General features: G+C 48.2%; 12 protein-coding genes. 6 read left to right on the plus strand and 6 right to left on the minus strand.

Annotated features, from left to right (window positions below):
• The first annotated feature begins 156 nt into the window (after positions 1-156).
• The 5 genes from ACFPK9_RS15700 (at position 157) to ACFPK9_RS15720 (ending at position 5931) form a co-directional block, all read left to right on the plus strand.
• Positions 157-576: a DUF6941 family protein gene (locus ACFPK9_RS15700; RefSeq protein WP_377092485.1), complete on the plus strand. Its 420-nt coding sequence runs from the start codon at positions 157-159 to the stop codon at positions 574-576.
• 38 nt (positions 577-614) lie between these two features.
• Positions 615-1409, plus strand: coding sequence for an SDR family NAD(P)-dependent oxidoreductase (locus tag ACFPK9_RS15705; RefSeq protein ID WP_377092486.1), 795 nt, complete (start codon positions 615-617; stop codon positions 1407-1409).
• Positions 1410-1549: 140 nt separating this feature from the next.
• Positions 1550-3295, plus strand: coding sequence for a sulfite reductase subunit alpha (locus tag ACFPK9_RS15710; protein WP_377096490.1), 1746 nt, complete (start codon positions 1550-1552; stop codon positions 3293-3295).
• 153 nt (positions 3296-3448) lie between these two features.
• Positions 3449-4735 carry an alpha/beta hydrolase family protein gene (locus ACFPK9_RS15715; RefSeq protein ID WP_377092489.1) on the plus strand — a complete coding sequence of 429 codons (1287 nt, stop codon included), beginning with the start codon at positions 3449-3451 and terminating at the stop codon, positions 4733-4735.
• 56 nt (positions 4736-4791) lie between these two features.
• Positions 4792-5931: an LOG family protein gene (locus ACFPK9_RS15720; protein ID WP_377092490.1), complete on the plus strand. Its 1140-nt coding sequence runs from the start codon at positions 4792-4794 to the stop codon at positions 5929-5931.
• Positions 5932-6018: 87 nt separating this feature from the next.
• On the opposite strand, the gene ACFPK9_RS15725 is transcribed toward ACFPK9_RS15720, so the two are convergent.
• The 5 genes from ACFPK9_RS15725 to creB form a co-directional block, all read right to left on the minus strand.
• Positions 6019-6648 (minus strand): ABC transporter ATP-binding protein, encoded by a 630-nt coding sequence (locus ACFPK9_RS15725; protein ID WP_377092491.1) that lies wholly within the window; start codon positions 6646-6648, stop codon positions 6019-6021.
• Positions 6649-6828: 180 nt separating this feature from the next.
• Positions 6829-7650, minus strand: a complete 822-nt coding sequence (locus ACFPK9_RS15730; protein WP_377092492.1) for an ABC transporter permease — start codon at positions 7648-7650, stop codon at positions 6829-6831.
• A 150-nt stretch (positions 7651-7800) separates the two neighbouring features.
• Positions 7801-8565 carry a molybdate ABC transporter substrate-binding protein gene (gene modA, locus ACFPK9_RS15735; RefSeq protein WP_377092493.1) on the minus strand — a complete coding sequence of 255 codons (765 nt, stop codon included), beginning with the start codon at positions 8563-8565 and terminating at the stop codon, positions 7801-7803.
• The gene (gene creC, locus ACFPK9_RS15740) at positions 8562-10019 is read right to left on the minus strand and encodes a two-component system sensor histidine kinase CreC (RefSeq protein ID WP_377092494.1); all 1458 of its coding nucleotides are present in this window, start codon (positions 10017-10019) and stop codon (positions 8562-8564) included. Before creC ends, modA begins: the two co-directional genes overlap by 4 nt.
• A complete protein-coding gene (gene creB / locus ACFPK9_RS15745; RefSeq protein ID WP_377092495.1) occupies positions 10009-10704 on the minus strand; it encodes a two-component system response regulator CreB in 696 nt (231 codons plus the stop codon). Before creB ends, creC begins: the two co-directional genes overlap by 11 nt.
• A gap of 72 nt (positions 10705-10776) precedes the next feature.
• Here creB and hrpA point away from each other — a divergent pair, with 72 nt between their 5' ends.
• Positions 10777-14499: an ATP-dependent RNA helicase HrpA gene (gene hrpA, locus ACFPK9_RS15750; protein WP_377096493.1), complete on the plus strand. Its 3723-nt coding sequence runs from the start codon at positions 10777-10779 to the stop codon at positions 14497-14499.
• 136 nt (positions 14500-14635) lie between these two features.
• Here hrpA and ACFPK9_RS15755 read toward each other — a convergent pair whose 3' ends face one another.
• Positions 14636-15586 (minus strand): LysM peptidoglycan-binding domain-containing protein, encoded by a 951-nt coding sequence (locus ACFPK9_RS15755; protein ID WP_377092499.1) that lies wholly within the window; start codon positions 15584-15586, stop codon positions 14636-14638.
• Positions 15587-15857: the final 271 nt, after the last annotated feature.

Raw genomic sequence — 15857 nt, forward strand, 5'->3', positions numbered from 1 at the left:
TTAAGTGTGTTAGGTACGCAAGTCAAAAGCTTGCTTAGTCGAGAAGGTGAAATCTTATGAAAGTCCATGCTGGACGTGGCGTGGAAATCTGGCATAGCTAAATCGCTTCAAGAAAATTTGAGGCACTGAAACCTTTTGTTTTAAGAAAGAAAATTTATGGATATCCAAATTGCAACACTCTGCGACTTCGCAGCTGACTACAATGGTAAGATGGTGATTAACGGCACCTTTGACACACTTGCAGCCCCAAAAATGCCAGTGACACACCCACATTGCTGCCTTGCGATGCGTCTCTGCATCACTCCGGAAGACAGTGGTCAGCGTAAGTTTAGCGTGAACATCATCGATGCCGACGGTAGCTCACTCGACGATAAGATGCCAATTGTTGCTGATATGCCAATCGAGCTTCCTGACCAGGTTCCATTCATGACTCGTAACCTCATCCTTAATCTTCAAGGGCTTTCATTCCCAGAGGATGGTATTTATTCCATCGATATCAGCGTGGATGATGAGTTAATCACCCGCATTCCGCTTCGTATTGTTGAGCACAACCCAGAAGCTCAGCAGGGAGAATAATTCAAAGAAATTCGTTACCTGTGACAGATTCCCCCATTATGTACCGTTCGGTTCTCATCACTGGCGCTTCTGCTGGATTAGGTGAGGAGTTTGCGAGGCAGCTCGCAGGTAACTGTGATCAGATGATTCTGATCGCACGCCGTGAAGATCGTTTGCTTTCGCTAGCGAGTGATCTGAAAGAGGCGTTTCCCCATTTAGATGTGTTGCACTTCGCGGTTGATTTGATCGACCGTGAGGAGCGCACAAAATTTATTCAGCTTTTAGCTGATCACGGAGCAAAGCCTGACTTGATTATTAACAATGCAGGGATGGGTGATTACGGTGAATTTGCTCACGCCGAGTGGGAGAAGCTGGAGCAGATGTTAGAGCTTAACATCAATGCGCTAACGCAGCTCACTCATGCGCTCTTGCCTAGCATGATGCAGCGTAATTTCGGTGATATTATCAATGTGAGTTCGCTTGCGAGTGTGTTACCGATTCCTGATTTTGCGGTGTACGCGGCAACGAAGGCTTACGTGAGTAGCTTTTCTGAAGCCATTCGTATGGAGCTGAAAGAAAGTAATATCAATGTGTTGGCGCTCTGCCCTGGGCCTGTGCACACAGAGTTCGGAAAAGTGGCAATGCGTGGTGAGGAGAAGAACAAGATCCCTGGGAGCGAGTTTTTCTACACAGATAAAGTGCAGGTTGTCGCGGAGGCTCTGGAAGGGCTGCAAAAGCAAAAAGCTCGAGTTTATCCAGGTTGGAAAATTGGTTTAGCTGCTTTAGCTATTTCTGCGATTCCATTAGTAGGGCTTCGATTGATTATGGGGACACGACCACGTCGTGAAGGCTAGGTTTTTCTAGCAGTTAGAGGGGGAATTGATCAATTTTCACAAAATATTTTGATACTGGCATCATCAATGCTTGCATGCTGGTAGGACTTGCAGCAATTTAGCCGCCCCCGAGGAAATGATTCCTCGGTCTCAGATTTACTATGTCACAGCAGAATTACATTCCTGATGATGCTCCATTCACTGTCGAACAACGTCAGTGGCTCAATAACTTGGTGTCTAATTTCATCAATGACCTTACCAGCGGCCGTGGACTAGACGGTCAAAGTGCTGGCCCAGCAGTTCCTGTTACGATCCTCGTAGGTTCTCAAACAGGTAACTCCGAAGCGCTCGGTAAGAAGCTATCGAAAGCGATGGCGAAGATGAATTTTAACCCAGAGCTCAATGATCTTGGATCTTATGAAATGGAGAAGCTCCCTAGTGAGCAAAACGTTCTCATTATCACTTCCACGTACGGCGACGGTGAACCACCGGACAACGCAGCAGATTTCCACGAGTGGATCCTCAGTGATGCCGCCCCTAGTTTAGAGGGGGTGAATTTCTCGGTTCTAGCACTTGGAGATACTGAATATCCAGACTTCTGTAAGTGTGGTATCGAATTTGATACCCGCTTTGAGCAACTCGGTGCGACACGCATCTTCCCACGTGTGGATTGTGATGTGGACTTTGATGAGCCGTATGAAGAGTGGAAGAAGGGGGTGCTTGATGCACTTGGTGCTTCTGCAGCTCCAGCGGCAACCGCATCTGAAGATTTTTCAGAAGATGGGTATAGCAAGAAGAATCCATTCCCAGCACCCATTCTAAAAAATGTGAATCTCAATGCGGATGGATCTCCGCGTGAGACTCACCACATTGAATTTTCACTGGAAGGTTCAGGGCTTGAGTATGAAGTGGGGGATGCGCTTGGCGTATATCCGCAGAATGATGAAGCCATGGTGGATGAGATTCTCAGTAATATGAACTTCAAACCGACTGAGGAAGTACCGCTTCCTGGTGGCGGTGAAGGTACATTGCGCGAGGCTCTGATTTATAGCTATGATATTCGCAATTTGAATAAGACCTTTATTCAGAATTGGCAGCAACGTAGCGGTTCTCCATTCCTTCGCTCATTAGTAGAAGGCGATGACAAGGCTGCGTTTGATGATTTCTGCTGGGGGCGTGAATTGATCGACCTCATTACCGACCATCCGGCTGATTTTGAGGATGCTGAAGAATTTGTAGGTTCACTGAAGAAGCTTCAGCCGAGACTCTATTCGATCTCATCGAGCCCGAAAGCGCATCCGAATGAAGTGCATCTTACTGTTGGAATCGTAAGATACCACAGCAAGCACCGCGATCGTGCAGGTGTGTGCTCTTCCTTCCTTTCAGATCGTTCAGAAGGAGTGAATCCGGGAGTATTCCTTCATTCAAACAATGCATTCCGTTTGCCTGAGAATGGTGACACACCAGTGATCATGGTGGGACCGGGAACAGGCATCGCACCGTTCCGTGCATTTCTAGAAGAGCGTAAAGCTACGGAAGCTAAGGGTGGCAACTGGTTATTCTTCGGTAACCCACACGAAGCTGAAGACTTCCTTTATAAAGAGGAGCTTGATCAAATGGCTAGTGACGGTGTTCTCACAAAACTAAGCACAGCTTTCTCACGTGATCAGAAAGAGAAAATCTACGTCCAGAATCGCATGATCGAAGCTGGAGCAGAGCTCTGGAAATGGCTCAACGAAGATAAGGCTGCATTTTACGTCTGTGGTGATGCATCACGTATGGCGAAGGATGTGGATGCTGCGCTTCATACGATAGCTCAAGAGCACGGTGGTCTTAGCGAAGATGAAGCTGCGGCTTTCATCAAGACTCTCAAGAAAGAGAAACGTTACTGTCGCGACGTTTATTAGACGATAGGGTGATTAAAATTTTTCAACCCACACTTCATCTGAGGTGTGGGTTTTTTCTTTCCCGAGGCTCTTGGCAGAATGCTGGGTCTATGCTTTTTTCTTATAGATCGTTTTCACCTCAACATTTGTAGGGCTCCTCTAGTTTTCATTGCTATGTCTCGTTTTTTCTTACCGCTAGCACTGCTAGTTTTTTGTATTCTGCCTGTGATTAGTCATGCTGATTCTATGCGAGTATGGACGAGTACTTCTGGTACTAGCATCCAGGCTGAATTGGTCGAATCAGATTGGGACAAAGTTGTGTTGTTACGTGAGAACGGTTCGGAGCTGAGGATTAAGATGAATCAGCTTTCGCCGGCTGATCAGGATTTCTTACTCAAGTACATTGAGGAAAAGAATAAGGGAGAAACGGGTATTTCCGAGATTAATGCTGTGGCGGGCAAGGTACGCCAAAATGTGCGCTGTGGCGATGATTCGCGCTGGGGATATCATCTTTATTTGCCAAAAAAGTTTCATAGAGGTAGAGAGTGGGCTGTTTGTTTTGTGATGGCTTCTGGTGGAGGGAAATCATTCAAACCGATGCAGAAGTATCTCAGTGCAGCTGATCGATTAGGGTGTGTTATTGCCTTATCTATAGAATCTAAAAATGGCTTTGCCGACTCAGACATAGCAATGGCAGCAATGGCTGATGATGTTTTTGAACGCATTCCGGTGATAGAGGGCATGGCGTTTTCTTCAGGGATGTCGGGCGGATCGCGCATGGCCTATCTTCTAGCTGAGAGAGATAAGAGGATTGCAGGTGTTCTGGCCTGTGGGTCTGGGAGTGGTGTTTACCTCAAGGAGAAGGATTTCAGAGATGCGAAGCTTCGAAGCTCAACCTATGTGTACAGCCTTATTGGAACTAATGATTTTAACAGGACAGGAGCTTCGAAAAGTCATGATGGGTTTTCGAAAGAGTGTCGTCTCCGTTTCTTTAAAGGATTTCATGACTGGGCTGGTGCTCCTTTGATAGAGCAAGGCTTGTCCAGAGTTTATGGTGCTGCTCTCGAGGGTTATAATGGTATAGATTCGCAAATGTTAGAATTGGATTATGTGAAATCAGTGAGTGCTCTGATTAAGGGATTGAATGAGAAAGCGCCATGGGAGGCATATTATCTGAGTTCGTATTTAGATGATCAGAATTTACTCACTTCTGAACTTGAGGTAGTGCATGAGATTCTTGAAAAGGATGAACGTGTGCATCTAGCACTCGAAGCTGAGAATGATATTAGGAAGTTCACGAAAAAGTATTTAGTGCCAGTGGGATTCTACGTGGAGGATGTGCAGCCTAATGTTCGGCGTGAAGTGGAGGCAAACAAACTCGCAGGTAAGTATGACTCAATCCCACACGGTGAAATGATCCGTCTTTTAGGGAAAGCTTCTCGACCTCCAAAGAAAAAATAACATTTTCTAGCAGGATTTAGTGGCGGCCTAAATGAATACGATCTAGAGTTATTTCTATGAGTGAACGCAATCATAGAGATGTACCGCAGGAGAAGGATTTTACGGGGGGGATGATCCACTCGGCATCCTGTTCCTATGTGGGAACGACTGGCGAGAAGAAGCTGGATGATCGAATCATGGAGATTTCACAGCAGATGGACCGTGATGGGAACTTCTGTTTACTGGCGGAAATGCTAACAACTGCAGTTCGGGTATCGCGTAGCTCAGTAAGCCAAGCCGATTTTAAATTAATGAATCGCGCGTTGAAAGAGATGCGCATTTCCTCTGAGGTATTTTACCCCTATCGCCATTTGAAGAAGGTTGGGATTTTTGGTTCTGCGCGGACTAAGCCGGAGGAGGTTGAATACATCACTACTGTGAAGTTTGCGCAGCGGATGAAAGAAGAGGGTTTTATGACGATTACTGGAGCCGGCCCAGGGATTATGGCGGCAGGTAATGAAGGTGCTGGGCGAGATTTCAGTTTTGGACTCAATATTTCCTTGCCGTTTGAGTCCTCTGCAAACCCATTTATTTCTAAAGATGAGAAGTTAATAGACTATAATTACTTCTTCACTAGGAAGTTGTCTTTTGTCAAAGAAGCTGATGCGGCCGTTGCTTTGCCAGGTGGTTTTGGCACAATGGATGAGATTTTCGAGGCTCTGACCTTGATTCAGACGGGAAAGGCCTTGATCTATCCGCTCGTCTTGTTGGATGCCCCAGGTGGTAAATATTGGAAGTTTTGGAACCAATTCATCGAAGAGCATCTCATGCGTTTAGGGCTGATTTCCGAGTCCGACTTTTCTCTATTCAAGGTGACCGATGACATCGAAGTGGCGGTGAAAGAGATTGTGGATTTCTACAAGAATTTCCACTCGTACCGCTATGTTGGAGATAAGTTAGTGATTCGCTTGCAAGACGCAATTGACCCTAAAGATTTTGAGAAGTTGAAGAAAGATTTTGCGGATATAGTGAAGACGGGAGAAATGCTTCAGTGCGGTCCATTGAAAGAGGAAATGAATGAAGTGGAGCTAGCTGAAATGCCAAGAATCACATTCAGACATGGTCGTAATGACTTCGGGCGTCTCAGACAATTTATCGATGCGATCAATAAGGCAAAGATAGCAACTACGTTAAGCAATCTGGAGGATAAGTTATAAGCGACGGCTTTGAGTGTGAGAAAATCTAGAATGTTTCGAGTTCAGCGCGGTAATCTAGGTACGTAGGGCTCAATGGTGCTGATTTCGTTAACCAATGAGGTCGTGGATCGAGAGCTTGATTGAGGCGAGAGTCTTGGCTTCTTGTTGAGAGTGGGTGATATGAAGCGTGGTTATTTTTTCACGTTCGATCGAGGACTTAATGCAATCGAGAGTTTCGGCATGGGTGGTTTCGTCAAGACCGGTGAGGGCTTCGTCGAGACAGAGTAATCTGGGGCGAGTGGCGAGGGCGCGGCCGAGGGCCACACGTTTGGATTCCCCACCGGAGAGCATGTTCGGTTTACGATCGAGTAGGTTTAAGATGCCGAGTTCTGTCGCGAGTTGTTCTACGCGTTGTTGAATTTGCGCGGTTTCCCATTTTTGGAGACCGGGGCCGAAGGCTAGGTGTTCGTGCACGGTGAGGTGAGGAAAGAGGGCGTTGTCTTGGGGGACGAGAGCGACATTGCGATCACAGGGGCGCAACTGGGTGATGTCGTGATTATCTAATAAGATTTCTCCTTCATGTACTTTACGCAGTCCGCAAATGGCTTCCATGATGGTGGTTTTCCCAGATCCTGAAGGACCCATGAGAGAAAGGCATTGGGCATCAGGGATTTCGAAGCTAATGGAGTTGAGTTGGAAATTACCTGAGCTGATAGAAATGTTGGAGACGGACAGCAATGTTTAATGTTGAGTGTTAAATGTTGAATTGAGACGCCTGCGGCGTTGGGTGTGTGGTGCCATATAGAATTGATAAATGGTGCAAAATTCTTTGTGTGGACTCAGGAAGTTGTGTTTTATGTGTCTGACTAATGGAGTTTTTATTGATGTTTGGCTGTTGTGTTTATGATTTCTCATTTGTCACTTTCGGTCCCCGACTAGGCGGATAGTGAGGATGGTGGCGATGGCTAGGGTGATGAGAATGAGTGAGACGGCTGCGGCTCCACCGAGATTGCCTATGTTGACTTCGAGGAAGACGGAGGTGGCAAGGACTTCGGTGCGGCCACGAGTGGCGCCGGCGAAGACCAGAATGGGGCCAAATTCGCCGAGTGCGCGGGCCCAAGCGAGGACTCCAGCGGCGAGCACACCGCGACCAGCTTGAGGGAGTGCGACGCGCCAGAAAGCTTGGGCGCGATTGCAGCCAAGGGTGAGGGCGACCATTTCCGCACGGGGGGATAGCTGTTCAAAGGTGTTTTTCATGCTGCGGATAGCGAAGGCGGCCGAGATAGTGAATTGGGCGATGATGATGGCTGGGATGTGGAAAGTGACTTCGAGGCCGCGCTGGTTGAGCCATTTTTCAAGTGAACTTTGTTCAGTGGGGAAGGCGTTGAAAAGAATGAGCAGGCTGAGGCCGACGACGAGCGGTGGGAGGATGATGGGGATGTCGAGGATCGTGTCGAGCAAGGTGTGTCCACGAAATCGGAAGCGGGAGAGGGTGTAACCGATGGGGACCGCGAAGATGAGGGCGAGGATGGCGGATATCGTGCAGGTGAGGAAGGTGAGAGTGAGGGATTGCTGGATTGATTCACTGCCCACCGCCGCGAGGAGGTCGGCCCAGGTAATGTAGCTAGCGCTGGCAGCGACAAGAAGGATGATGACTGCCGCGTAAAGTGCTGTGAAGCCATAGAGTGTCGTGTAGAACGGTAGGTCAGATGATGGCTTAGTTGGTAGCGTGGCGTGCATTGGTGAATCGGAAGATTAGCGAAGCGCTGGGGAGTGTCTAGTGCTGTCTTAGTCGTAGCGCTCCTGTTTGTGTGGAGGGACAATGACCTTGAGTTGCGATGGGGGGAGCGGCCTATGGAGGTACTATCTCATTCGTATTTTCTCTTTGCCTTACTGAACTATCTCGTAGTGGTGCTTTTTGAAGATGGTTTGACTGCTGGCGTGAGTGGTGAGGAAGGTGATAAATTTTTGAGCGAGTGGTTTGCTGTTGGAGGATTTGAGGATGGATATGGCGGCGAATTGTGGAGGAGAGTTCAGGATGGAAGTGTCGATGGTTTTGATGTTTGGGAATTGTTGTGCAGTATTTTTCCATGCGATGGTGGCATCGGCTGAGCGGAGTGCGACGTCTTCGATGACTCCATTGACGGTGGGTTTGTAGACGATGATGTTTGGTTGGATCGTATCCCAGAGTTGGTGTCGCTGGAGGAGGTTCTTTGTGTATCTGCCGATGGCAGCGGAGTCTTCGGCAAAAGAGATTTTGATGTTGGGTTTGCTGAGGTCGCTTAGGGAATGGATCGATTGGTTAGATTGGTGGACAACGATTACGGCTTGTTGCGCAACTACTGAAGTGGCGCTGCCGGTGAGGTAGTTCCCAGCTTGGTTGATGTAGGATTGGTTTGCTGGAAGGTAGAGATCACCGCGGCCTAATTGAAGCTGGCTGAGTAGTGCTCCTGAACCATTGTAGATGACTTGAATACTGGTTCCTGTTTGTTGTTCGTATTCTTCAACAATTGCATTGATCGGAGCTTGGAGACCTGCTGCGCAGTAGAGTGTGAGGGTGGTTTTCGAGTTCGTGGAGTCACGTAGTGCGAGTAGGGCGAGGCAGACGACTAGTACAGCTAGTAAAGTGAGTAAGAGCGTGCGAGGGCGGTTCATGAACTGAGTGGCAGGGTGAGTGTGGCGATGGCACCGCCCGATGGGTGATTTTCTAAGGTGATTTCTCCCGAGTGGAGTTCGGCTACTTCTTTTACAAAGACCAGCCCGAGTCCACTGCCTTTTTCGTTTTCTCGAAGCGAGAAGAAGTGCTCGAAGGCGCGTTCTTTTACGAATACAGCCAGACCGGGTCCTTGGTCAAGCAAGGTGATTTTTGCTTGATTTCCTGAGGTTTCGGCGCTGAGAGTTATGGTGCCATTTTGGGGTGAGAACTCGATGGCATTTTCTAGCAGGTTTGCAATGGCTGTTTCTAACATCATTTCATCGCCCATAATTTCGAGTTCCGGTGGACAATTGATTTCTAGATTTAGTTTCTTAGCTTCGAATCGAGCGCGCGTGAGTTTGTGTAATTGAGTAAAGAGGGGGGCGATGCGAATAGGGTGGAGCTGGTGGAGCTCGTCCTCGGCTTCCAAACGTGAGAGTTTGAGGAGGCCGTCGATAATTTCGGTCGAACGCTTGGTTTCTTTGCGAATGTTAGATAGAAATTTATTTCTTTGCTCCGCTGGCATGTCCTCCTCTAGCAGCTCTGCGGCTCCTTGGACGGCCGCAAGAGGGGATTTCAGCTCGTGGGTGAGCATCTGAGTGTAGTGCTCCATGTAACGGCGTCCATCGAGTGAAGCACGCATGTCACGGAGAGCGCGGCCGAGTGTGTTTGCTTCGCGACTTTTTCCGAGGTTTGGATAGCGTGGGCGTTCACCCCGGTTGATGGCACGGGCGTATTCTGTGAGTTTGCCGAGTGGGCGGAACAGCCAAATGAATACTGCGATGATAAAGAGAGCGATTCCGGATCCGATGACTGCGAGGGAGAGGAGGATGTTGCGGTGGCGTTTGGCGATGAAGGGGAGGACATCATTTTGAGGCTTGTAAAGTGAGAGTACGCCGAGAATTTTACCCTCTGCGTTTTTGATCGGGGAAGCGACGTAGAGGATAGAGCTTTTTGAGTCGTCATGGGTTTCGCGGGTGGAACGTGTGGCGTACTTGTCTTGGAGGGCAAGGTGGACATCGTTGAAATGAGAGAAATCTTTACCGATGCGGTTGGGTTTTCCTGAATCGAAGAGAATGATTCCATCTGCTCCAGTGAGGTAGAAGTTGAGACCAATTTTTGTTTTTTCAAATCCGTGAATTTCGGCCTTGAAGGTGTGCAGCTTCGCTTTAGAAAATGCTTTTTCGAGGCTGGAGTGATTGAGGGTATTGATCGATTCTAGGTGGGTTTCGACGTGAGCCGCGAAGAGATGGACAGCTTCAACGAGTACTTCTTCTGTGGCCTGAAAGGTTTGGTTTTCTAACTCATTGGTTAGGTTTTTATAGAGTGAGTAGAAACCGAAAAGAGTGACGGCGGCAACCAACACGGTGACAGAGCGCGTAATGCGGACAGGGGCGAAGGGATCAATTTTCATCTGGAAGATGGAAGCAATAGCCTAGACCGCGGCGGGTTTGGATGAGCTCACAGCAGAGTTCTGAGGCATCGCGCAGTTTGGCTCGGAGTGATTTGATATGGGCGTCGATGGTGCGATCCATGGCCGACCCAGGGTCTTCCCAAGCGTGTTCTAACAATTGGTCACGGGTAAAAGTGCGCCCAGGTTGGGACATGAAGGTGGAGAGGAGCTTGTATTCGTGAGCTGTGAGATCGAGCTCGGAGCCAGCACAAGTGATGCGCATTGCTGAAGGATCGTGATGAATGAGAGCTGTGTCTGCAGGAGATTGCGGAGTGGGAGATTGAGATCGGCGTAGGATGGCGCGAATTCTGGCAGCGAGCTCGCGAGGACTGAAGGGTTTGGTTACGTAATCGTCAGCACCGAGTTCGAGGCCGAGGACGTGATCGATTTCTGAGCTGCGAGCGGTGAGAAAGAGAATAGGTATGTTCGAAAATTGACGCACTTCCTTGCAGACATCGAAGCCGAGTATATCAGGCAGTCCGATGTCAAGCACGAGGAAATCGAATTCCTGTTGTTTCATGAGTGGGGCGACTTCACTTCCGGTGGCGAGGTGGGTGGTAGTGAAATTTTCGGTTTCCAAGGCGTAGATGAGATTTTCAGCGATGGAGTGTTCGTCTTCGACGATCAGAATGTGCGGGTTCTGCATGGTTGACGGGAAGGCTAGAGAGTTTTATGCGTCTTGCTAGCTAGATTTTGCATCTCTTACTTGAATTTCGCGGTGATCTATAGCCCTCTTGCTGCACTCATGGACGGTCAGCAACTTCAGATTACTTATCCATCTCTTCCTGTAAGTAAGGAGAGAGAGACGATTCTTGAGGCAATTCGCAAGAATCAAGTCACTGTAGTGGTGGGTGATACGGGCTCTGGAAAGACGACACAGTTGCCGAAAATGGCTGTGGAATATGCACAGGAATTGGCTCTAAAGGGGAGAGTGGGTTGTACGCAGCCGAGGCGATTAGCGGCGGCGAGTGTGGCGAAGCGAGTGGCAGAAGAAATGAAGGTACAACTCGGGAGCGAGGTTGGTTATCAAGTTCGATTTCAGGATAATACAAACAAGTCGACCAAGGTCAAATTTATGACAGACGGTATTTTGTTAGCTGAAACCCAAGGTGATACTGAGCTGTCGCAGTATTCGGTATTGATTATTGATGAAGCACATGAGCGGAGTTTGAATATCGATTTTTTGTTGGGGTATTTGAAGATTCTTCTAGAGCGTCGTCCAGATCTGAAAGTGTTGATTTCATCGGCAACTCTGGATGCTGGTGGGTTTGCTGATTTTTTCAATGGTGCTCCAGTGGTCCATGTGGAGGGACGTACTTTTCCTGTGGAGACGGAGTATCTGCCGCGCGAACAGAGTGAAGATATGGCACGACACGTGGCGCGTTCGATCGAGACTATTTCGAGAACTGATAGACAGGGAGATATCTTGGTCTTCTTGCCGGGTGAGCGTGAAATTCGCGAGTGCTTGGATGTGTTAGATGGTCGCCAGTGGGCTGGAACGGATATTTTACCCTTGTTTGCGCGATTGGGGCTGAAAGACCAACAAAAGGTGTTCAATCCTGATGGAGCGCGACGTCGTGTGGTGTTAGCAACGAACGTAGCGGAGACATCGCTGACGATTCCAGGGATTGTTTACGTGGTGGATACTGGCGTGGCGCGTGTGAGTAGGTGGAGTCCAGCGCAGCAGGTGCAGCGGCTGCAGATCGAAAAAACATCACAGGCGAGTGCGAATCAGCGTAAGGGGCGTTGTGGGCGCGTGAGTGAAGGTGTTTGTGTGCGTTTGTATGAGGAAGACGATTTTGATGCGCGGTCGGAGTTCACGGATCCTGAGATTCGGCGATCATCGCTGGCTGGGGTGATTTTGCGAATGAAGTCGCTGGGTTTGGCTGCGATCGAAGATTTTCCTTTTTTAGATCCACCGTCGAGCAAGCATATCAGCGAGGGTTATAAGACCTTGCGTGAGATCGGGGCGATTGATGGTGAGAATGAGCTGACTAAGATCGGGCGACAACTCGCGCGGATTCCGGTAGAGCCAAGGTTGGGTAAAATGCTGATCGAAGCGAAACATCGAGCTTGTCTGGATGCGATGTTAGTAATTGTTAGTGGTCTGAGCATCATGGATCCACGCGAGCGACCAGCGGAGAAAGCTAAGGAGGCAGACGCGGCTCACCAGAAATGGCAGGACGAGGATTCCGATTTCATGTCATTGGTGCATTTATGGTGTGAACTTCAACAATTTAAAGATGGTAGAAAGTGGCGGCAGAACCAGCTTCGCAAATTCTGTCGTCAGCGATTTTTAAATTTTCGTAGGGTGTTAGAATGGGGGAATTTGCATCATGAATTGGCGGTGTTAGGTCGGGAGGCATTTCGTTGGCGTACACATGTGATGCGTGAGGGCGAGAACCACTCGGTGGATTATGATGCGTTGCACAAAGCTTTGTTAGGTGGGATGCCTAGACAGGTGGGCTTGTTTGACAAAGAGAAACGCGTGTACAAAGGTGCGGGTGGGCGTGAGTTTGCCATTTTCCCAGGATCGGGTTTATTTGGCAAGAAGCGGCTAGATTGGATACTGGCATATGAAATGGTGGATACTACGCGCTTGTGGGCGAGACGTGTGGCGAAGCTGAATCCGCTTTGGTTAGAGGAAGTGGCTCTACAGCTCTGCCGTTATAGCTACCACAGCGCGAGTTGGGATAAGAAGCAGGGTGCGGTGTATGCCAAGGAAAGAGTGGTTTGCAGTGGCTTAACTATTGTCCTTGGCAGAAATGTGCATTTTGGAAAAATTGATCCCAAGGCGGCACGAGCGGTGTTTATTCGCGATGGCTTGTTAGGTGGGGGAATGAAGAAGAAGCCAGAGGTGTTAGAAAGGATCGAAGGATTCCGTGAGGAGGTGGCAGCGATGGAGGTAAAGCTTCGTCGTCGAGATGGGGTGTGGAGTGAAGAAACGGTGGTGGAGTATTTTGAAAAGGTGCTACCTGAGGACATGAGTACTGCGAAGCAATTTTGGCGGTGGATGACGAAGAATGCTTCGAAGTTAAAGCCTAAGATTGAAGATTTTGTATATGGAGATCTGCCTGACACTTCGCTGTATCCTGATGAACTCTACTACGGTGAGGACGCCTATCCTTTATATTATCGAGTGGCGCCGGGCGAGGTTGATGACGGTGTGACGGTAGGCGTGAGCATTGATTTACTTTCGACATTTCCGACATGGTTACCGGAGTGGGGGGTGATGGGGCAGTTAGAGGAACGCGTACTATTGTTGATCAAATCCTTACCAAAGAGCCAACGCATCGCGTGTAATCCTGCGGCACAAACGGCTGGTGTATTTGCCGAAGAATGGGAGCGGAGGACACCTCGGTATAGCTTGTATCAAGAATTGGCAGATTTTTTGACGGCTCATTCTGGAGTGCGAATAGATGCGGGAATGTTTCAGGTAGAAAAGCTGCCTGAGGAGTTACGGATGAAGGTGTGGGTGTATGATGAGGATGGTCAAGAGTTAGGAATGGGCTACAATGCAGCGGAGCTACAGGATGAGCTGAAAGGGCTGATGACGGAGCGATTCGAGGAAGAGACGGGGGCGGAATTTGATTTTTCTGGGATGAAGGCATGGGAATGCGGGGATTTACCAGAGCGGGTGGAGTCTCCTAGAGGGGTAGGTTTTCCAGCCTTGGTTGATGATGGCGATGGAGTGAGTGTGAAGGTGTTTTCAGATCAAAAGGAAGCTGAGTTTTCGCATCTACAGGGCTGTATCCGTTTATTTCTTTTTCGTAATGCTGACCATGCGAAATACATTTCGAAGCAGATGCCATTGAGTCTGGAGGCGAAAATGTATCTACCGCATTTGGGGAAATCAGGGATGAGTCAAGCTACTTTGCTCAGAGCAATCGTGGCTGCTTGTTTCCAGAGTAAGTTACCGAGGTCGCAGGGAGAGTTTTTAAAATTAGCGGATGATGGCCGTGGGGAGCTTTATCTACATGCAGAGAAAATGTGCGAGTCTCTGGCTTCAGCGATTGGTGACTATCGTGTGATAGAGTCTTGGTTAGAAACGAATCGCAGCAACCCGAATTTTGAGGAGATTGCTGAGGACATTCAGGAACAAATTGACTGGCTATTTAGAGACGGCTTTGGAGTGGAAGCTGGTTGGCAGCAATTGCTTGATTATGAGCTGTTTTTCAAGGCAATGTTAGAGCGGACTCAACGACTTAAGGCGCACCCAGTGGTGAAGGATCTTGAGAAAATGGATAGAGTACTTGATCTTTATTTGCCGTGGATGGAGCAATGGAAAAATAGGAAGAGTGATAGGGGGCTAATCGAAGCAGGTTATTACCTGGAGATGCTGCGCGTTGTCTTGTTTGCTCCGAGTATCAATATGGCAGGAGCTTTGAGTGAGAAAAAACTTCGTGAATTGTTAGTGCAATTGGGAGTGGTGTTTAGTTAGGTTAAGTTAACATCGACAATTAGTGTAAACGCTGTGAATAGCGGTGAATTTTATATACGAAAAACGCTCAGAAGCGGTATGCCTCTGAGCGTCTTCATTGTCTTAGAAACCTGTGGGGAGGAATTTTAAAGAATTCCTAGTGGTGGATGTTAGGAATGTAGAGCTCTGAACCTTGTGCGAGAACTGTGCTTTTGGTGAGCTTGAGACCGTTCATTTCGTTGATCTGATCGACACTAGCTCCGTGGGCGGAAGCGAATTCTCCGAAGGTCATTTGACGCGTGACGGACACGGTGCGGACTTTCACTTGCTTTGGTTCGTAGGCTACGGGTTGAGTCTTTGGTTGTGGTGCAGGCTGCTTAGCTATTTCTTTTTTAGGAACAGGGCTAGATTTAGTGACTGGTGCTTTTTTAGGAGTTGCTTGCTGCTTGGCGAGGGCAGAAGGAGAGTTGCTGATAGAAGAGCTTGAGCCGCTAGAGAGTTTAATGTTTTGGCCGATCTGAATTTTGCTCGGGTTGAGGCCTTGGTTGAGCTCTAGTAGGTTCGCGACCGTCGTATCGTTTTCTCTGGCGATTTTGTAGAGACTATCACCTTTCTGAACTGTGTATGTTTTAGTCGTTGTCGCAGGCTTAGCGGCGACTTTGGGTTGTTTAAGCGGTGGAGCCACGGCGGGCAAGACTTCAGCTTTAGGTGGAGCAGACTCAATGGCGGACACTTTTGGAGTCGCGCCAGGAAGGTTGATGGTCTGGCCCACGCTAAGTCTGTTAGGGCTTACGCCTTTGTTAGCATTGAGAAGAGTGTTGAGAGAAATACCATTTTTCTTCGCGATTTTACTGAATGTATCGCCAGAGCGGATGGTGTAACTGCCTACAGTTTGTGGAGCAGTCTTTGAAGATTTAGCAGCCATTTGAGGTGCTGCGTTATTTTTTTCCAAGAGGGCATGGAGTTTATCGACCTCTTTTTCGAGCTCTTGGATAGTGAGTTCTTGGGCATTGCACTTAGCGCGAAGTGCTTCTGTGGATGTCGCAGCAGTAGCGAGCGGGCTCAATGAACCGATGAGAGTGGCAGTGATCAAGGTAGCGGGTTTCATGACGTGATGATACTTTATTAAAAATGTTATTTTGTAAAGATTGAAATTCAATAACTCTTACATACTTAGCGTTTAAATATCTATTTTAAAAGGAATTAGTGGATTAATAACTTGAGTTTTAGGGATGTTTTTAGGGTGAATACTTTGACTTTTAATGCCGCAGAAGAAGTATTTTAAAAACTTTTTTAAGAAAGGACACAAAAAAGCCCACCAAAGTGGGCGAAATAATAGAGTATCTAGAGTTCTAGACCTTACATGAGGGGGTAACTGT

Origin of the sequence: Rubritalea spongiae (genome assembly GCF_042652385.1) — a bacterium.
Taxonomy (GTDB): domain Bacteria; phylum Verrucomicrobiota; class Verrucomicrobiia; order Verrucomicrobiales; family Akkermansiaceae; genus Rubritalea; species Rubritalea spongiae.